At 50.1% G+C, this 19,456-nt stretch carries 13 protein-coding genes; 5 read left to right on the forward strand and 8 right to left on the reverse strand.

The genetic code is table 11. The features are described 5' to 3' along the window. Positions 1–2: 2 nt before the first annotated feature. A complete protein-coding gene (locus tag Q4526_RS14775) occupies positions 3–1,178 on the reverse strand; it encodes an efflux RND transporter periplasmic adaptor subunit (RefSeq protein WP_215977866.1) in 1,176 nt (391 codons plus the stop codon). Between the two features lie 181 nt (positions 1,179–1,359). Next, positions 1,360–1,965: a TetR/AcrR family transcriptional regulator gene (locus Q4526_RS14780; RefSeq protein ID WP_215977867.1), complete on the reverse strand. Its 606-nt coding sequence runs from the start codon at positions 1,963–1,965 to the stop codon at positions 1,360–1,362. Positions 1,966–2,234: 269 nt separating this feature from the next. Here Q4526_RS14780 and Q4526_RS14785 point away from each other — a divergent pair, with 269 nt between their 5' ends. Continuing rightward, on the forward strand, positions 2,235–3,074 hold the full coding sequence (locus tag Q4526_RS14785) for a hypothetical protein (RefSeq protein ID WP_215977868.1): 840 nt from the start codon (positions 2,235–2,237) through the stop codon (positions 3,072–3,074). Positions 3,075–3,115: 41 nt separating this feature from the next. Continuing rightward, entirely contained in the window at positions 3,116–6,703 is a 3,588-nt protein-coding gene (locus tag Q4526_RS14790; RefSeq protein ID WP_215977869.1) for a choice-of-anchor U domain-containing protein, read from the forward strand. A 64-nt stretch (positions 6,704–6,767) separates the two neighbouring features. On the opposite strand, the gene Q4526_RS14795 is transcribed toward Q4526_RS14790, so the two are convergent. Further along, positions 6,768–7,298 carry a lipid-binding SYLF domain-containing protein gene (locus Q4526_RS14795; protein WP_303609684.1) on the reverse strand — a complete coding sequence of 177 codons (531 nt, stop codon included), beginning with the start codon at positions 7,296–7,298 and terminating at the stop codon, positions 6,768–6,770. A 174-nt stretch (positions 7,299–7,472) separates the two neighbouring features. Here Q4526_RS14795 and Q4526_RS14800 point away from each other — a divergent pair, with 174 nt between their 5' ends. Further along, entirely contained in the window at positions 7,473–8,429 is a 957-nt protein-coding gene (locus Q4526_RS14800) for a 2Fe-2S iron-sulfur cluster binding domain-containing protein (RefSeq protein WP_215977871.1), read from the forward strand. A 176-nt stretch (positions 8,430–8,605) separates the two neighbouring features. Beyond that, positions 8,606–9,616 carry a LacI family DNA-binding transcriptional regulator gene (locus Q4526_RS14805; protein ID WP_215977872.1) on the forward strand — a complete coding sequence of 337 codons (1,011 nt, stop codon included), beginning with the start codon at positions 8,606–8,608 and terminating at the stop codon, positions 9,614–9,616. A gap of 51 nt (positions 9,617–9,667) precedes the next feature. Here the strand turns inward: Q4526_RS14805 and Q4526_RS14810 are convergent, their stop codons facing one another. Then, on the reverse strand, positions 9,668–10,744 hold the full coding sequence (locus tag Q4526_RS14810; protein ID WP_215977873.1) for an acyltransferase family protein: 1,077 nt from the start codon (positions 10,742–10,744) through the stop codon (positions 9,668–9,670). Between the two features lie 31 nt (positions 10,745–10,775). After that, positions 10,776–11,687, reverse strand: a complete 912-nt coding sequence (nagK, locus tag Q4526_RS14815; RefSeq protein ID WP_215977874.1) for an N-acetylglucosamine kinase — start codon at positions 11,685–11,687, stop codon at positions 10,776–10,778. A 613-nt stretch (positions 11,688–12,300) separates the two neighbouring features. On the opposite strand from nagK, the gene rdgC reads away from it, so the two are divergent. Continuing rightward, the gene (rdgC, locus tag Q4526_RS14820) at positions 12,301–13,215 is read left to right on the forward strand and encodes a recombination-associated protein RdgC (protein WP_215977875.1); all 915 of its coding nucleotides are present in this window, start codon (positions 12,301–12,303) and stop codon (positions 13,213–13,215) included. A gap of 50 nt (positions 13,216–13,265) precedes the next feature. Here rdgC and Q4526_RS14825 read toward each other — a convergent pair whose 3' ends face one another. The 3 genes from Q4526_RS14825 to Q4526_RS14835 form a co-directional block, all read right to left on the reverse strand. Continuing rightward, on the reverse strand, positions 13,266–14,780 hold the full coding sequence (locus Q4526_RS14825; RefSeq protein WP_215977876.1) for a tryptophan halogenase family protein: 1,515 nt from the start codon (positions 14,778–14,780) through the stop codon (positions 13,266–13,268). Further along, positions 14,771–16,285 carry a tryptophan halogenase family protein gene (locus Q4526_RS14830; RefSeq protein WP_215977877.1) on the reverse strand — a complete coding sequence of 505 codons (1,515 nt, stop codon included), beginning with the start codon at positions 16,283–16,285 and terminating at the stop codon, positions 14,771–14,773. The genes Q4526_RS14825 and Q4526_RS14830 overlap by 10 nt, the downstream gene beginning before the upstream one ends. 62 nt (positions 16,286–16,347) lie before the next feature. Beyond that, positions 16,348–19,086 (reverse strand): TonB-dependent receptor, encoded by a 2,739-nt coding sequence (locus Q4526_RS14835; RefSeq protein WP_215977878.1) that lies wholly within the window; start codon positions 19,084–19,086, stop codon positions 16,348–16,350. Positions 19,087–19,456 lie beyond the last annotated feature (370 nt).

Genomic DNA, 19,456 nt, shown 5'->3' on the forward strand with positions numbered 1-19,456 from the left:
CATTACTCCCCTTGTGCGCTGCCCGCTTCGACGGTGGTTACAGTTGCACCCGGACGAATTTTTTGTAACCCGGCGACGACCACTTTATCTCCGGCGGCCAGACCGCTCTCTACCAACCAGTCACTGCCGATCGCTCGATTGGCAACCACAGGGCGAGGCTCGATGACGCTCTCGGCATTGACCAACATGACGCTGGCATTGCCCTCACGGTCGCGAATAACAGCACGCTGCGGTACCAGTATCGCGTTTTGGCGCTCCCCTTCAGTCAGGTTGGCACGGACAAACATACCGGGCATTAGCATACCTTCAGGGTTGGGAAACAACGCCCGTACCACAACAGTACCGGTGCTCTCATTGACACTCACATCGGAAAACTGCAACTCACCTTCATGCATGTACTCGCTGCCATCGTCCAAAATCAATTTGACCTTTGGCGTCCCGGTGCGGCTGGTTTTGCCGCTTTGCACATCGCGCTGCATTTGCAAGGTACGACTGGCAGACTGTGAAACATCCACATAGATGGGATCGAGCTGGGTTATCGTGGTTAGTACAGCGGCCTGTTGAGCCGATACCAGTGCCCCTTCGGTCACACTTGAGATACCAATACGGCCATTAATGGGCGCCTTCACTTCGGTGTAACGCAAGTCAATCTCCGCGGTGCGCAGCGCCGCCTCGCTGACGGCAACATCGGCCTTGGCTTGATCGTAAGCCCCCAAAGCATCGTCGTACTCTTGTTGGCTTACCGCTTTTTCGGCCAACAGGTTTTTATAGCGCTGCTCGCGGGCCTCGGTGATGGTCACTGTAGCGCGTGCCCGAGCAAGTTGCGCTTTGGCATTGGCCACGGCCGCTTGATAGCGCGCGGCATCGATTTGATACAGTTGTTGGCCCTGCTCAACTTGAGCCCCTTCGGTGAATAAACGCTGTTCAATAATGCCGCTGACCTGGGGGCGCACTTCGGCCTTACGAAAGGCTACTGTACGACCTGGCAGCTCATTGCTTAGCTCAACGGTCTGCTCAGTGAGAGTGACAACCGACACCTCGGGTGGTGGGCCGCCAGCGGCCATCCCCTGCCCGCCCTCTTGTTGTTCACAGGCAACCAATGACGCCAACGCCAGCAGTCCAGCGAAGGTATTTCGCCCAACCCGTGCCCAGCGTCCTCGTTTTTCAATCGTTAACATCTCATACTCCTAGCCCTTGGGCTTTGCTTGCCTGGTAAAATTTCAGCACACCACAATGAATAAGCGTTCATTATGGGGCATAACTCGGTCGACTGTGAGTCGAATAACAAAACTTTGAAAGTGTAAGGACGCGTTTACATATAGATGGACACCAGTGCAGCGCCTTACTCAAGCCCTCCACCTAGTGGTGATAGCGAATAGCGTCCCAACAGGCCTCTATCACCGCACCCAAGCCGGCTTCATCCAGTTGTATCATGCCCAAGCAGTGGTCCCGGGCTAAATTGCAAATAGGCTCAATACTCAGCGCCATCAAAACATCTTCGGGCAGATTTTTTAACTGTTGGCTATCTCGCCCCCGCTGATACATCTCTTTGATGGGCCGTACAGGATCAAACACTTTCTCGCGTGCCGCCAACAACAACTCTGGGCTTTCATAGCTAGCACCAAATAAAATATCCGGCGGCATGGTGTCAAACTGACCCTTGCTGAGCATAATTTCCGGCGCCTGCAAACTAAACTGCCATAAATTGCGGGCAATCTGATGATACTGCTGCGCCACTGGCCAATCGTCGTCCACATCCGCCAGTAAATGACACCCCACCTCCTCGATAATATCTTGGTGCAATTGCTGGATCAGGTCCTCTTTATCGTGGAAATACAAATAAATAGTACCCGCCGCCACACCGGCGCGCTCGGCCAGCTGCTTCATGGAAAATCCGTGAAACCCGCGCTGAGACAACAAACACAGCGTGGCGTTTAAAATCGCACGACGTTTATCGTCTGTCATACCCCTAACCGCCGCATAATGAACATTCATTCATTTTATACTTCCACACCCACAAGGTAAAGGCCAGAGCACTTAAAACACACTCAAACCAATCCCCTCTCTGGTCGCCCGCTTACCGAATACTGTCACCCCCCTCTTTTCACGGCGCAACGAACCAACCTCTGCCAAATAAATGACGACAACGGCGATATTTTGCACAACCTGTCACAGTTTTCGGTTACTATTTAATTAACTAAAACTACAACACATCTTTTTATTGGGGAAACTCCATGCGTCACCCACTTTTTATTGCCACCTCCATCCTGCTTTTGTCCCCCATCACCTCTGCCGATAACGTTATCCTCGACGACTCGATTATTGATGGCAGCCAGTGCGTGGGAAACGATTGCGTTGACGGGGAGAATTTCTCATTTGATTCAGTAGTGCTAAAAGAGAATAACTTGCGCATTTTATTTAATGACACAAGCCTTACTAGCAGCTTCCCTAATAACGACTGGCGCCTTATTGCCAATGACACAGTCAACGGTGGTCGCTCGCACTTCTCAATTGAAGACGCCACCGCTGGCCGGGAGAACTTCACGCTCATGGCCGGCGCCCCCGAATCAAGCCTAGTGATCGACAACTCAGGTAATATTGGCTTAGGACATGATAGCCCCCAACAAAAACTCCATATGATTTCGGGCAATACTCCGGGCATCCGCCTTGAGCAAGATGGCACTCAAGGATTCGCTACCACTGAGTGGGATATCACTGTCAATGAGGATGGTCTGCACTTTGCTGTGGGTGGTGTAGAGCGAGCAGCCATTGATACCAGCGGCAACTTATATGTATCGGGCACTGTTAGCTCCAGCCAAGGCGCAGGCCCCTTCCCGGACTATGTCTTCGCTCAAGACTACCCGCTAATGCCTTTAAGTGAATTACATCAATATGTGGACAGCAACAGCCACTTGCCAGGCATTCCATCCGCCGCAGAGGTCGGCAATACCGGCTTAAACATGACCGAAATGCAGGTACAGCTCTTAAAAAAAGTTGAAGAGCTAACGCTGTATACGATTCAGCAGCAATCGCAGTTAGACGCCTTAAAAGCACAACTTGAAGCCGTGCAGTAAACACTTAATCGTCTTTCCACCTTTTGCTAGCGAGTCATCTTATGAAAATCGCCAAATATTTTATTGGCCTGCTCGTCGCTGTTTGCGCTCAGACCAGCACGGCGCAGTCGACCTTAAGCGCTGATTTTTCACCCAACACCATCGGCCCTGGCAGCCAAAGCACGCTGGTTTTTACTTTGACCAATAGCGCAGCCTTCCCTAATCTCAGCCTGCAATTTACCAGCTCCTTGCCCGCGGACGTCACCATCGGCGAAGGCGCCTACCAGACTAACTGTTATGGCAATGTCACAGCACCAACCGGTGGCAGTACCATATCATTAATGAATGGCAGATTAGGTGGCCAAAGTGAATGCGACATTCGCATTCCCGTCACCAGCTCAACAATCGGCAGCCACACGCTAGCCGGCACAACATTGAGTGGCAGTGCTGGTAGCAGTATGTCGGTACCCACTGATTTAACTGTCGATAGCTCTCGCCCTGGCGTTTCTCTATTAGCCACACCCAACAACCTTGCCTTTGGCGCCACCACCACATTAACGGTGACCATCGACAACTCAGCCAATGCGGCGGCGCACACAGCTCTGACATTTGAAGTGCTGCTGCCACAGGGGGTGGACTTTGCCAGCAACCCCAATTTCACAACTGACTGTCGAACAGCGGCTGTTGCGCCGACCGTCACACTAGAAAACCAAACTTTAAGCTATAACTACTCAGGCAACGCCACTTTTCCCGCAGTAGCGGCAAATAGCACATGTAACGTTACGTTTGATGCAAAGATCGCAACCCACCCGGAAGTACTGATTTCAACGTCTGACGTTTTGGCCGATTTTTCTATAAGCAGCGGCTATGCCACAGAATTAATTAATGTAGCGAGTTCAAGCATTAATCTGACATCCCGGTTAACACCAGCCATTGTGCGGCCTAACGAGCAAGCCACGCTGACTTATACACTTACCAACACAAACCGCCAATTCTCAGCCTCAAATATCAGTTTTAGCACAGATTTAGACGCCGCCTTAACCGGCCTGACAGCTACAGGGCTACCGTTAAATGACAATTGCGGTGTCGGCAGTTCTTTAAGCGGCACGGCAATTTTAAGCGCTACCGGCCTTAGTCTCGCCCCCGGCACTAGCTGTAGTTTTGATGTACCGCTGCTGGTTCCTGCCGGTGCGGTTGCAGGCAACTACCCTTTAATACACTCAGACCCAGCTGGCACCATTAACAGCGCACCTGTCATAGGTAACGCCAGCGCCCAAGGCCTATCTATCGCAAACTCATTGCAGGTAAGCAAAGACTTTTTAGAATCCGTAGCGGGGGCCGGCAACGACATCTCCCTTGAATTCACTTTAACCAATACGGACCCAGCAAACGCGGCTACTAACATTACTGTAACGGAGATTATCCCACCAGAGCTGGCCACGGCGGTGACAGTTCCCTTAGACGGGAGCTGTAACGGCACGGGCACATTCGCCTTTCAACCCCACTCCAACTTCAACCCAGCCAGATTCTTAGTCAGTGATGCGAGCTTATCCGGCGGCACAAGTTGTACTTTTACCCTTGTTTTAAACATTAGCGCTGATGCAGCCTCGAGCCTCGCTGTAGAGTCTGGAACCGATCTGGCCACTTACACACTAGACTCCGAGGATGAACTAAAAGCACAGGTCAGCTCAGATACACTTGAGATAGTCGGCGCTATTGAAGCCACTCTTAGTGCTAATACACTGCTGGCGCAACCCGGCAGCCTAATCGATTTCACCCTTGCGTTAGGCGCGGGAGCAGGGTCAGAACTTATCGATCAAGATCTTTACCCGGCTTACACCAACCTCGGGTTCAATTTGGACCTGAACTCCGTCATACCTGGATTAAGCGCAATTGGCACTCCCATAGCGGGCTGTAATAGCACATTAACTGGCACTACGGTGGTCAATTTAAGCGGTGGCTCACTGGCCTCGGGAGAAAGTTGCGAGCTTACTTTCAGTACTCATGTACCCGTGGATACCGTCTATGGCATTTACCCATTAACTGGGCCGCTTGTAAGCTCTAGTCATATGGGGGAAACCATACAAAAAACGTTAAACTCTCTGTCCATTGAGGTGGCGGGGTTAACCATTGAAACTAGCTTTAGCACTCAACCAGCCGAGCCTGGCGACATTGTGGATATGTTCTTTACACTGACCAACACATCCAGTGAGCATGACGTGACCTTGGCCTCTCTAAACTTCAGACCAAATCAATTGATTAACTCCATGGCGGCAACGTCTTTAACGACTACACCGCTTACACCCTGTGGCCCCGGCTCACAAATCATCGGAAATACCAGTAACTTCACTTTAAACGATGCCAGTATTGCCATTGGTGACAGCTGTACGTTTAGCCTCTCACTTGAAGTGCCAGCCGGCACAGCCTCCGGTACTTACCAGCATATTGTAGATAATATAACTTACACAATTGATGGGGCGACTGATGTTTCTAGAGATCATCCGGTTAGCTTTAATGTTTTAGCCTCGGGTGATATTGCCGACGAGTCCGATGTAGACGCGGGACAAGTTTTAGGGGTTGATCCTATCATTGAAGGCACGCTCGGGGATGTCAACGGCGATACCATCGACGACGCCCTGCAAGATCATGTAGCCAGTATTATCAATCCAGTCACAGGCCTACCTGCCTCGTTAGTATTTGACCCTGCGTGTACGCTGGCCAGCTTTACCATGGTCGATGCCAGCACACTAGGGACTGACGGCCCACGTACATTCCCCGATGGCATAGCACGCTTTGAACTGCAAGGCTGCAGCAGCTCTAACATGGAGTTGCATTTGCCTGGCGGCAGCATGGGCAATGCGACACAAATACGAAAATTTGGCGTCGAAACACCAAACTCTGTGGTGGCACTGCATTGGTTTGACTTTGCCGGTACGATTGATGCAACCAATGAAATGATGAGCTGGAGCCTGACCGACAATGCGGCGGGTGATCAATCAATCAGTGCCAATATCATCATCGACCCCATCGGTCCGGCAATTGATCCGGACCCGGATGGCGACGGCATAGACTCAACCATTGAACAACCTCTGGGGGACGTGAACAACGACGGAACTGACGACTACTTACAGGCAGGCGTAGCCAGTATTGTTAGCTCTGTAACCGGAAAACCAGTTGCCCTAGTCTTTGACGACAGTAACTGCACACTGGATAGTTTCGAAATCATCGATGCCGCCAGCTTACCGGCCAACGGGGAACACCGATACCCTGACGGTCTGGCAAGTTTTGAGCTTGTATGCGAAACCTCACCGATTGAAATCCATTGGCAAGGCGGCAATCTCGCTCAGGGCTACTCGGTGCATAAATACGGCCCCCAGTCTCCCAACTACGGCGCAGGTAACGTGTGGTACGAACTCACGAGTGCCACACTGAACACAGGTGCATCGATGATCAGCTTTACTCTGACCGACGACACCTTAGGTGACAGTACAGGCGACGATGGTCGCTTAGTGGATCCCGTTGGTGTGGCTTCCACGACTGGGGCAGGCGCCGGCTTACCTGTGAACAGTCCTCTGGCTGTACTAGCGGCGTTATTAAGCTTGCTGGGAACAGGGGCGTGGCTGTATCGGCGCCGCGCACTTTCAACCTAATTGACTTTAAACGCCACAAAAAAAGGCCCCTAAGTGGGGCCTTTTTTTGTGGGAGAGATATTCATTAAAGAGGCTGGTAGTTAAACTTTTGCCCACTCACCGCCGCCTCATACATTAAACCACCCTTAGCATGGGTAAAAATGGCAATACCATTATTGTATTTAGCTCGTTGTATCCCCGCCTGGTCGGATGTCCCTGAGGCTCCGGCTGCCATACCGGTGGTTCCCACCTGAGCACTGGCACTGGCGGTTATCGCCACGGCGCTAGCCTGAGCACCAAACTCAAACTTACCGGTTTGAAAGCGCCGTAAATCGGCTTTGCTGGCAAAGAAAATAATTTCACTAAAAGCCTGACCACCAATCTGTAAGCCGATACTAAGTTGGGTCATGCTGGTGTTGCCAACATGCCGATTATTTTGGTAGACCCGCCCTTTTCCATGCGCGCCACCGACGCCTATCGCCCCTTTACCAATGGTAGGAAACACCGCGTAGCCGTAGGCACTTTGAAAGAATTTTTGCACCTCGGGTGATTTTTTAAATATATCCACCGTAGCCTGATAAGGCTCTTGTGCCCCGGCCGTAGCGCACAACAGCATCAGCACTATTGTTAGTGTATATCTCATCCCAACCTCACTTATCAATGTAAATTGTCCGCCCCCAAGTAGCTTCTGTATCACCAAGTAAGCTACTGCCAGCACTGTTGACAGTTTACCCCGCCGGAGGTTCTATGGCCTAATAGAAGCTGTGATCACACTCTCAACCTAGATGTTATGAGTAAATTGACCTTTGAAAACCAAACCCTAATACCCGGCCCCGGGCAGAGTGTACTGGATACATTGCTGCAAGCCGGCGTACAAATTCCCCACAGCTGCAAACAGGGTGTGTGTCAGTCCTGCCTAATACAAGTGGGCGCGGGAGAGATACCCGCCCAAGCACAAGCTGGGCTCAAGGCCGGACAAATAAGCAAAGGGCTCATGCTGAGCTGCAGCTGCTACCCGCAAAGTGACCTTAAACTACAGCGTTACAACCCCAAACAAGAGATGCTGACCACCCGTGTCGTCAGTAAACGGATGCTGCGCCCCGATGTCCTTGAGCTCAAGCTCGATGGCGAACTGAAATACCAAGCGGGGCAGTATGTCACGCTCTGGCGTAACGATACCATTGCCCGTAGCTTTTCTCTGGCCAGTCAACCCACAGAGCGTTTTCTCAGCTTTCATATCGACGTGCGCCCCAATGGACAATTCAGCCAGTGGGCCGCTCAAACATTACAGCTTGGTGATTCGCTCAGCCTACAGGGCCCACTGGGGGATTGCGTCTACCAAAGTGAAGCCGCCACCCCCTTACTATTGGCAGCCACTGGCACCGGTGCTGGCACCTTAACCGCACTGGCGAAAGAGGCCCTCACACAAGGGCATACCGGCCCTATTCATTTCTTGATGTGCGCTCGACATTTTCAGTCGATGTATTGGCAGCACGAGATTAACAAGCTCGCTCGCCAGCACAGCCACTTTCAACCTCGCTTTTTGGCCCTGGAAGGAACACCACTTACCGGAGGTGAAATTGCGGATGTTTACCCGCTTATCCGGCAAGAGTTTGCTCCATTAAACAATGTTGATGTGTATTTATGCGGTGCCGCAAGTTTCGTCAATAAAATGCGAAAACAATGTTTTTTAGCTGGGGTAAAGCCACGCAACGTGTTCTGTGATGCCTTTGAGCCAGGCGGTTAAGTTTACTTTTTTTAAGGCAAACTGAGCCCCACAACTCACGCAATAAATTATGCTCGAATAAGCCGTGAAAAGGCTGTAAAATTACCGCAACCACTCTCTCAGGGCTCGGCCATCTAAAGTGGTCTGATTAGCGAGGGATAATAATTTCAACACGGATTGAGCAGCCTCTCGGCACCATGAAACCAACTATTAAAGATGTAGCAAAGCTTGCCGGGGTATCGTTTAAAACGGTATCGCGCGTTATTAATAACGAAGGCACCGTAGGTCAAGACTTGCAAGATAAAGTCTGGAAGGCGGTTAAGCAGCTGAATTACAAGCCTAACTTGTCAGCCCGTGGTTTGCGCGGTGCAGCTTCCTCTATCGGTTTTATTTACGACAACCCCAACAGCAACTATGTCATTGACATGCAGCGCGGGATTCTCGATGAATGCCGTGCACAAGGCTACGAGCTGGTGATTCATCCGTGCGATGCGAAAAGCCACACTATTATCCAAGAAGTGATGGAGATGATTGATCGCAGCCGAGTGGGTGGCTTAGTATTAACGCCCCCAATTTCTGAAAACAAAGACATTCTAGCCGCTATTACCGAGCGTGGCATTCAGTTTGTGCGGGTTTTATCCGGCGCCAGCGCGCCCGACGACTTATCTCCCTGCGTGTTTATTGACGATCGCAATGCAGCCTACGCTATTACCGAGCACTTAATTAAACTCGGCCATCGTGATATTGCATTTTTAGGCGGGGACGAAGAGCACCAATCCAGCGGCGAGCGTCTGGAAGGATACAAACAGGCTTTAGCCGACAATAAAATAGAATTTATCGATAAACGTGTACTGCCGGGTAGCTACTCGTTTGAGTCGGGGGTTGAGCGTACACGCAACGTATTGTCCAGCCCCGGAGCACGCCCCACGGCCATTTTCGCCTGTAACGATGAAATTGCGGCGGGCACTTTATTTGCGGCACGCATCCAAGGCGTTGATGTTCCGAACCGTCTGTCGATTGCCGGCTTTGAAGACAGCCCGTTCTCGCGCCAAGCTTGGCCCAATTTAACCACAGCGGCCCAGCCGACCAGCACTATCGCACAAAAAGCCACTAACTTACTGATTAAAAGCCTGCGCAATGGTCGCAAAGTAGAAAGCGAAGGGTTTTATCCCGAGCTAATTATTCGCGAATCTACCCAAGCGCCTTAGCGCCTTATCCTCTCATCGTATCAGGCTTGCACCTAGCCGGCCTACGTGACTTCAGATCGAAATCACAATCTTTTTGCGATCCATCCCCCAGGCAATCAGCCAAAGTGCTGTGACGTGAGCCAATGCAAATACCAGTGATGCGTTATACGTATTAAAGAAAACACACAGCCCTGAATAAATGAGTTGATACAGTGATTGCCCACCAACACTGAACAGGTAATAGGTTTTCACCCAGACGATGCTTAAGCAATAAATAAAAAGCGGATTTTTACCCAGTGTCGCCAAAGCAACTTCTACCGATTTAGACACACTCAATTTTTCCAGCTGCACCAAGGCCAACAATACAAAAATTGCCGCACCACTGGTTAACAATACAAAGGAGCTGGTCCACAAGTATTTATTAAGCGGAAACGCTTGATGCCACAGCAACGCAAGCACAATACTGGCAAGCGCTATAACGACCAACACCCATTGAGCCTTGCGCTTATTCTCGCTCGCAATCAATATTCGCGCCGCCTCAAAGCCGGCAATCACACTAACAATGGCAGGCAGCGAACTCAACAACCCTTCCGGATCAAACGCTATGCCCTTACCTTGCCACAGGTGCTCCGCTCCCAAAACAGCGATATCCACCTGGCGCACTAAGTTGTTGAGTAAGCTGTATGGCTCAGCCACTGCATTCAACAACCCCCAATAACCCAACAATAATCCAACACTGATTACAAGCCGCACAACGCCCGGCAACCAAACAATAAACGCAGCAGCGCAGTAGGCCAGGCCGATTCTTTGCAATACGCCTAAAATTCTTAATTCGGAAACATCGGAAGAAAAGGGATAGAAATTCAATCCAATACCTATGACAAACATAAGCATTGTGCGTTTGAGAATTTTAATCGTGCGTACAGAATATGGCACATCGGCCTGTGAGCGATTGGAAAAAAACATCGCCGAGCCAACAATAAAAAGGAAAAAGGGGAAAATAAAATCGGTAAACGTAGCGCCATGCCAGACGGCGTGACGCAATGGCGAATAGACATAAGACCATGAGCCTGGAGTATTCACCAGAATCATTAGGGCTAGCGTTAAGCCACGCATAGCATCGAGTGCAATATAGCGTTGCTTGGACATGCCTCTCCTTAGCCTTTATTTCAAGACACGGTTATTCGACAGCTATCCGAGATTGAGTTTCGAACTGTGTGCGGGCAAATTGAACCGCACCAAACTCTGGTTGGTTTAATGCTTCCGACATTTTAGCGGCAATGTCTTTATCCATCCAATCGACAATACGTTGTGACACGCCGCCAAGCATTGCCATGCGGGGAGGGTTTAGTTGCCACAACTTGCGTGCAACATCAGTTAGATACCCTGCGCCTTCGTGAACAATACTTAATGCAATTTCATCGCCCTGCTCTGCGGCGGCAAAAACCAGCGGTGCCATTTTTGCGTAGTCGCTGGACTTGGCGCCATTTAAGCGCTCCACAATCATAATCCCGCGAGCTTGGAGCTGCTCTGCCACCAACTCAGTCATTGCCGTTTTGGGACCCAAATCATCGGAGTCCAGTAAGACGGCTTTAATACACTCAAGTCCCATCCAGGCGCCGCTGCCGACATCACCCAACGGAAACCCATGAGCGCCTAAAGTAAGCGTGTCATTGCCAACATGGGCAAAGCCACAAGAGCCAGTACCAGAGACAATCACAGCACCATCAATCTGATTGTGAGCGGCGATACAGGCAATATGCAAATCAGTGGTTAAGTACTGGGCGTAATAAGGGTGATCCCACTGCTTAACGATAGTGTAAAGGCTAGGTACATTAACACCCGCCAGCCCCAAACCGGCAACGACGCGAGACTTGTCTTCAGGTTTTAGGCCTGCAGAGCGCAATGCGTTATCAGTGGCATTGACTATCGATTCTAAAGCGCGCGGCACACCATGGTAAGGATTCGCCGGGCCACCGTTACCTTCGCCGATTACCCGATTTTCTTGATCGACCAAAATTGCGCGGCACTTAGTGCCTCCGCCATCGACACCTAGATACATTAGGTCATTGATTGTTGGTCGATTTGCCATGGTAACCCCGTTGCTATTTTTAGTATTGCCTTACGGCTCAAACGATTCGCAGTGTAGCGCAGCGAACCGACATAAAACATATTCAATTGGCAGGCTCTGAAAAAGATGGCTGATGCCCAGTGGGCACCAGCCATAAGGAGAGCCATGATAGATGATACATTCAGTCCCTAAGTATCGCGCAACGCCTTCCTTAACATCGCGATTTGGCCTGTCACCGCTAAAATGCCCATAATAACGATGACCGAACCAAAATTTTGCGTTCCTTGAAACAAATACGCCCCAAGACAACGTTGTCTTACTTTATGATAGCGAGACAACGTTGTCAAGGGGTTTCTGCACTCTAACTCAACATCGCATAAGACTATTATTTCTCTGTATTTCAATGACTTAGAATATATATTCGATAAAAATCATTACAAATCGAGCGAAATTTATCTATTTTTTTGAATTCAAGACTCATCAGCTTTCTCAATAAACCCAACGGAAATATTTCAATACACCCGTCGCGAGTCACAACCAGACCACCCCAGCTCGCCACTCCTTTAATTAAAGGTGCTAAACTCGCCCCCCTTTAATTTCAATCGCCCAGCAGATAAACGGACCGACAACGATTATGTGGTATAAAAACCTGCGAGTTTTTCGCTTACAAGATGCCTTTACCCTATCAGCAGAAGCATTGGCTGAAAAACTTGCCACCGCCGAATTTACTCCCTGCGGGAAAATGGATCTCACTCGTTACGGCTGGGTATCGCCCCTGGGGCCCGATGGCCAGTCACTGACACATGGTGCCAACGGTCTCATTGCCATTTGCACAAAAAAACAAGACAAAATTCTTCCCGCTGGTGTGATCAAAGAACAGCTAGAAGACACCATTCGAGATATTAAAACGAAAGAAGGTCGACCGGTTGGCCGCAAAGAAAGAGAAAATTTAAAAGACGAAATTACTTTTTCAATGCTTCCCCAAGCCTTTGCTAAATCCAGCATTAGCCACGCCTATATCGATACCCGCAACAAGCTGTTAGTGATCGATAGCGCCAGCGCCAATCGCGCCGAAGACTTGATCAGCGCCCTGCGTGATGCGCTGGGGTCTTTGCGTTGCATTCCTTTAATGCCGCACAACGCCACCACCAACACCCTTACTCACTGGCTAAAAAGCGGGGACTTGCCCGGCGACTTTACCCTCGGGGATGAGTGCGAGTTAATGTCAAGTCAGGATGAGCGCATCATACGTGGCAAGAAACTCGACTTACTAGACGAGCAATTAATCCAGCACTTAGAAACGGGGATGTTCGTCAGCAAGCTGGCTATTCAATGGAAAGAAACACTCAGCTGCGTGATTGATGATCAGTTTTCATTCAAACGAGTTAAATTTTCTGACGCCCTACTAGAGCGCGCAGGAGATCGCACGCCAGAATCGCTAGCCGAACAATTTGACCATGAGTTTTCAATTATGGGGTTGGAGCTAACCGCATTTATTAACGCGGCTTTACTGGCGTTTGGCGGTGAAGCTGAAAGCGAGTTAGTCTAAGCGCGCCAGCCTAATCGCGCACAACACTAAAGATATTTGCAACCGAGCCACTAACCACCTTCGGTCAATAGACAGTTCTGCGCCCCTTTCGCATTGTACTCTTTTAAACGTTGCTTAGGAGCATGAGCCGATGCAGGTGCTTGTTTGGTGGGCAAGTTAAACTCACCCTTGCCCGCCAGTAAACAGTACCAAGATGTTTTGTGGTACACCAAAGCGTCACTCAGCTCCGATAAGACAGAATCAAAACTCTCCTTACTGCGCCAGGCGCGCAGTAGACGAGCAAGTTCGGGCGACATCACCTGATTGTTCTGCACCGTTTTCCAATAGGCAGTATCGGTGCGTGAACTCACCAAATAATGTGCCTGTAAATAATCTATATTGCCGTCGATCAACTGATTGACCGATTGATTAAACCGCTGTTGTGCCCGCCCCGACAAACCATCGCTCTGATAAAGCTCGACAAAACGCTCGCAGGTAAACTGAATAATACGCAGCATCGGTGCCTCTAAGGGTTCCAAAAAACCTTGCGATAAACCGATGGCGATGCAGTTTTTCTCCCAGTGGTGCTGCAGACGACCGGGCTCCCACATAATACGGCGCGCGCTGAAGTCATCACAAGCGCTACCTAACTGTTCTCTAAGTTGCGCCTCGATTTGATCAAAATCGGCATAGTTTCGGTCAAACACATAACCATTGCCCCAGCGCTGAGTTAACGGAATGCGCCACATCCAACCGTAGGGCATCGCTTGGGCGATGGTTTCGGTGGGGAATCTCGCCTGAGGTTGTGCGGACTCTTGCGCTTTATTCTCGGCATAACGTGCAGGCAGTGCCACAGCGGCGTTGTTGCTGAGCCGGTCCTGGCAACTGATAAAAGGCACCGCCAATGCCTCGCGCATTAACAGCGACTTAAAGCCTGTGCAATCGACAAAGAAGTCACCCGCCAAACGGCCGGACTGAGCCAATTGCACAGAGTCTATGCCCCCGGCTTCGGTGCATTTTACGTCAACGACTTTATCATCAATATGAACCACGCCGAGACGCTTGGCGTGCTGTTTTAAAAATTCACCCAATAGATGGGAATCAAAATGGTAACCGAAATCGGTGGCAACCTGTACCGAGCCATCGGACATTTTCGCAAACGGGGCGCGCCCCATTTTTGCAATAGCACTCGCGGCAAAATAATCATCGGGCACCGGAGTTAAGTCATACCCCATTCGGCGTGCGTAGCAGTCTTTAAAAAATTGAATGGCTCCACTCTGATCCAGCTCGGTATTAAACGGATGAAAATAACTGGCAAAATCTTCCCGACTGGACCAACCGGGAAAGCGAATGCCACACTTATAAGTCGCATTGCAGGCGGGCATCCATTCGTCTTCAGGGATATTTAGCGTTTGAAAAAAATCGCGTAAAAATGGGGTTGATCCTTCGCCGACACCAACAGTGCCAATCGCGCTCGATTCCACCAAGGTGATGGCAATATCGCCACGCCACTGCTGGGCCATTAAGCAAGCACTCATCCAGCCTGCCGCTCCGCCCCCAACAATAACGATCTTTTTCAGTTGCATACACCAGCCCTCGATTGCGCCGCGTAGCGCGTCAGCAGCTCGCGTTGATCGCCAAAATATTGCTGTGCCGTTTGCTGGCACTGTTCGGCCGCCTGCCGATCGATCTGCCGCGCCCCGTTAGCCGCGTTAAAGCAACCCATCCCGGCAAACAACACGTACCAAGAGGGGCGCAAATAGGCCAGCTCACCACGCAGCTCGTGCAGTGTCTGCTCAAAGCCGCACCCCGAGCGCCACGCCTGCACTAGTCGCGCGAGATTATCCGGCATTGGCGCTTCGCGGCACTCGCGCCAATAGGCTGTATCGGAACGGGTATTCATACGGTAGTGGGCGCAAATATAATCCAGTACGCCATCGGTTAAGGTATTGACGTTTTTATTAACCAAGTTCTGGTTATTGGCCAGCACAGGTTTATTGGCATCAAAATGCTTAATAAACATGTCCACGGTGTATTGCACTAACATTAGGGCCGTGGCCTCTAACGGCTCAATAAACCCTTGCGACAGCCCCACACTGAGACAGTTCTTGTGCCAGTGTTCATCCAGCCGCCCCAGCGACATTTTCAAATGGCGCACAGGAAAATCTTGTCCGGCCACACCCAAATGGTTTAGCAGCTCACTTTGTGCCTGCTCGGGAGAGCAGTGGCGCGAGCTATAGACATAGCCATTGCCCGTGCGCGTGTATAACGGAATTTGCCAAGCCCACCCATGTTGCAGCGCGGTCGAGGTAGTTTCCGAACGCAGACATTCTTGTGCGGGTGTCATAACCGTTACGGCACGATCGTTAAACAGGTAGTCGGAATAGCTTTTTACGGGCAATTGAAAGGTTTTGCGACCAATCAATCCGTGAAAACCGGTGCAATCAATAAAAAAATCAGCGTTAAGAGGGCCGTTTTTTTCGCTAAGCAAACGGGTTACGCGCCCGTCTTGCGCACAGGTTTCGACGCTATCGATATGGTCGACAATACAGTGCACACCAAGTTTTTGCGCATGCTTTTTTAAAAACTGCCCCAGTTTAGCTGCATTAAAGTGATAGCCGAAATCCACATCCGTCGCCAGACTATCTGAGATAGGCGCGAGCCCCTGCGCCGCTAATGGCTGATTAACAAAATAGTCATCTGGGTGGACTGGATTGGCCCCTTCGCTAAGAGCCTGTTTGCTGTTCGTGAAAAAGCGCTCTGCGGTAGGAATATCCAACTGCGAGTAAAAAGGATGGAAGTAGCTGGTAAAACCGGCCACGGTAGACCAGCCGGGAAAACGTATGCCCGCCTTGTAGGTGGCATCACACTCGGGCATCCAGTCAGCGTCAGTAATCCCCAGTGTTTGAAAAAATTGTTTGAGATAGGGCGTAGACCCTTCTCCGACCCCAATTGGGTCGAGCTTATCGGATTCTATTAAGGTGATTTGAGCATCTTTACAGTGATGCTTTAACAGGTTTGCTGCCATCCAGCCGGCTGTTCCACCGCCGACAATCGCAACATGCATACCATTGAGAGATTTGTTAATCATAAGGTCGTCACCTTAAAAAGGCTGGCCCGAAGGCCAGCCAAGGTGAGATAAGTGATGTCGTATTAGAACTTGTAGCTCGCGCCGATGAACACACGCTGGCCGTTCGACAAAGTCGTACCGCCCAAGCGAACGCCATCGGTAGCACGTACGTAATAGTTCTCGACCACTTCATCAGTCAGGTTTAGCGCTTCGAGTTTCAAAGTCAGGTTGTCAGTCACATAGTAAGACAATTGGGCGTCTAACTGAACCTGTTCGTCACGCATTTGGTTACCGATTTCGGTTTGCGCGATGAAGTACTCTGAACGATAGCTGTAGTTCAGACGAGCACTGAGAGTGTCATTTTCGAAGAAAGCGCCCAGGTTGTACGCGTTTTTAGACGCATTAGGGAACTGCACATAAGTGGTCTCTAGGGTAGAGCCCGTGATTGTGCCTTCGTCATCGACAATAGATACCGCGCTTTGAACTTCAGCACTGCTTACGTCAGTGTAGGTGTAGTTGGCCAATACGCCGAAACCAGAATCGAACGAGTGAGTAAACTGAACCTCAACACCTTCGATGGTTGAAGCACCGCCGTTCTCAGGACGTTGCAGCTGGTTGTACTGAACACCTTCGATCTCAGCACTCACAACTTGGTTAAAAATAAAGTTGGTAATGTCTTTTTTGAACGCTGTTGCACTGGCGTTAGAGGCATCAGCAAAGTACCACTCGATACCCATTTCGTACTGATCAGCCAACAGTGGTTTCAGATCTGGGTTACCCGAGCTACCACGGCCTGTTTCAGGCGTCAGGTTGAACGATGGAGCCAACTGGAACGGCGCTGGACGGGTAAGAGCACGACCGGCGGCGAAACGCAACACCAGCTCTTCGCTCAGATCGTATGCAACGTTCAAGCTAGGCAACCAAGCTGAGTAATCAGACTCATAAGCGTCTTGTGCGCTGCCATCGGCATTGTAACCGTTAGCTTGCTGCTCGGTTTCAACGTAACGCATACCAACGTTACCGCGAATACCATTGGCTTCAAAAGTAGCCATTGCGTAAAGCGCTGTAATGTCTTCTTCTACATCAAAAGAAGCCAGGTTCTGAATCAAGCTGTCATTACGACACAGTGAAGTATCGTCAACACCACACACATCAACCGCATACAGAGCGTTGTACATCAGCTCGCGGTCAGGCATAAAGTAAGTTTGGCTGCCGCGATTGGTCGTTGCAGAGTGATCAACAGTGATCAGATCGCCATTCCAGAAATCGCTGGCCGCACCCAGGCTGCCTTCACCGGTAGGCGCCAGGTTAGACAAATTAGTTTGGAAACGCTGCTGCGAGAAAGAGCGATCGCGTACTTTAGCACCGAAGCTCAAGGTATTCACCGCACCTAAATCAACTTCCAGATCATAATCAACCTGGGCGTAGTTTTCCTGATCTTCGGCCATGTTGACCTGATCGAAGATACCACCGAGCCACATTTCGTCGCCTGGATTAATCATCCACTGGTTGTAAGTGGTGAAGTCAATGTAAGGAGCGGTGCCGCCTGGGTTATAGAAGTCCAAACCGGTGCGCTCATCTGTAGGATCAGCCCAGAACTCAGTGAAGAAGTCACGGTTGGTGCCTTCACCTGTGGTTTGACCCAACTGCCAGTGAATGGTGTGAGGACCGTTAAAGAAATTACCTTCAAAATCGATAACCTCGGTGCTCATTTCCGAGCCATCACGATAGATGTTGTCATAAGCCATAAAGCGAGACCAAGAGGCCGCTTCGTGGTTTTCACCACCGCGAACGTACAACTCTTCGATCACATTCTGGTCGTTGGTCATACCCATGTCAGTGTCGGTACCCAAGTAGGCAACACCACGGAAACCAATACCGATCAAGTTAGAGTTTACGTTGTCAGCTTTCATTTCAGATGACAGGTAATGAACAGTCATGTCCAGGTTATCACTAGGCGCAAACTGAGCAGTCAGGTCGATACCGGTGCGCTCACGCTCTTGCTCGAACAATACCGAACCGTTACCCCAAGGAATTGCACCCTTGTCGTCATTGCCACCACCGGCCAATGCAGGACCTTCCATCAGAGGATCGATACGGTCAATCGATGGACCAAACCAACCAAAGTCTTCCATACCTTCACGGTGTACAGAGCGCTCTTGCTGAGACAAAGACACTAAGAAACCAAAGGTTTCATTGTCGTTTTTCCAGCTGTACATACCAGACAAGGTAGGATCAAAGTTTTCACCGTTTGAACTGTACTGACCTTCAGCACTGACATGAACAGTGTTGGCATCCATATCCAAAGGCTTACGGGTACGCAGAATAACCGTACCACCCAGACCACCTTCATCGATGTCCGCTTGCGCCGACTTGTACACTTCAACGCCGCCAATCATTTCTGAGGCGAGAATTTCATAGTTAAAGTTACGCGTAGCGTTAGACAGTACGAACCAGTTACTGGTACCTACGGCCTGACCGTTTAGCAGGGTGATGTTCTGGTCAGGAGAAACACCACGAATGGTTACGCCCTGGCCTTCACCGAAGTCACGATCAATGGTAATACCGGGAATACGAGCCAGAGACTCTGCCACGTTCTTATCGGGGAACTTACCGATATCTTCGGCAGTAATTGCGTCAACAAAAGAACTTGCATCGCGCTTCATATCCAAAGAAGTTTCCAGTGAGCCACGAATACCGGTGACCACAACTTCTTCGAACATCTCTTCTTCTTGAGCTTGTACAAACGCGGACGCTAACAGGCAGGACGAAATACTGGTAACCAGTAACTTCTTGCGAAAATTGCCTTTGGTAGTTTCCATAACTGTCTCCTCACTATCATTTTAATGTTTTTTGTGAAACTGATGACGGCCTGCGCAGTGTCCACTATCCACTTTGCCAGACAACGGTTGTCGTCAATTCTCTAATGATGGAACAAAGGCCGCGCTATTTTGCGTCATACCATTTATTCCCCAACAAGCCGTGCACCTGTGTTAACAAGACTTGCAGCCTACGGAGTATAGTTTTACACCCGCCGCGACAACGTTGTCAAGATAGTTTTTTAGGCCAAGTTAAAGAAGAAATTCATAGCAACCTTCATAAAAAACCAACATCCTCTTTACAATCAATAGATTACAGGAATATTTCACCTAGAAAGCCAACCCTTGAAATCGCCTAAAAAAAGTTTTAACC

Origin of the sequence: Gilvimarinus sp. 2_MG-2023, from assembly GCF_030547685.1 — a bacterium.
Taxonomy (GTDB): domain Bacteria; phylum Pseudomonadota; class Gammaproteobacteria; order Pseudomonadales; family Cellvibrionaceae; genus Gilvimarinus.

Excerpts from the sequence above, each read along its gene's own strand:
- Q4526_RS14775 (WP_215977866.1), bottom strand. The coding sequence starts at position 1,178 with ATGTTAACGATTGAAAAACGAGGACGCTGGGCACGGGTTGGGCGAAAT.
- Q4526_RS14780 (WP_215977867.1), bottom strand. The coding sequence starts at position 1,965 with ATGACAGACGATAAACGTCGTGCGATTTTAAACGCCACGCTGTGTTTG.
- Q4526_RS14785 (WP_215977868.1), top strand. The coding sequence starts at position 2,235 with ATGCGTCACCCACTTTTTATTGCCACCTCCATCCTGCTTTTGTCCCCC.
- Q4526_RS14790 (WP_215977869.1), top strand. The coding sequence starts at position 3,116 with ATGAAAATCGCCAAATATTTTATTGGCCTGCTCGTCGCTGTTTGCGCT.
- Q4526_RS14795 (WP_303609684.1), bottom strand. The coding sequence starts at position 7,298 with ATGCTGTTGTGCGCTACGGCCGGGGCACAAGAGCCTTATCAGGCTACG.
- Q4526_RS14800 (WP_215977871.1), top strand. The coding sequence starts at position 7,473 with ATGAGTAAATTGACCTTTGAAAACCAAACCCTAATACCCGGCCCCGGG.
- Q4526_RS14805 (WP_215977872.1), top strand. The coding sequence starts at position 8,606 with ATGAAACCAACTATTAAAGATGTAGCAAAGCTTGCCGGGGTATCGTTT.
- Q4526_RS14810 (WP_215977873.1), bottom strand. The coding sequence starts at position 10,744 with ATGTCCAAGCAACGCTATATTGCACTCGATGCTATGCGTGGCTTAACG.
- nagK (WP_215977874.1), bottom strand. The coding sequence starts at position 11,687 with ATGGCAAATCGACCAACAATCAATGACCTAATGTATCTAGGTGTCGAT.
- rdgC (WP_215977875.1), top strand. The coding sequence starts at position 12,301 with ATGTGGTATAAAAACCTGCGAGTTTTTCGCTTACAAGATGCCTTTACC.
- Q4526_RS14825 (WP_215977876.1), bottom strand. The coding sequence starts at position 14,780 with ATGCAACTGAAAAAGATCGTTATTGTTGGGGGCGGAGCGGCAGGCTGG.
- Q4526_RS14830 (WP_215977877.1), bottom strand. The coding sequence starts at position 16,285 with ATGATTAACAAATCTCTCAATGGTATGCATGTTGCGATTGTCGGCGGT.
- Q4526_RS14835 (WP_215977878.1), bottom strand. The coding sequence starts at position 19,086 with ATGGAAACTACCAAAGGCAATTTTCGCAAGAAGTTACTGGTTACCAGT.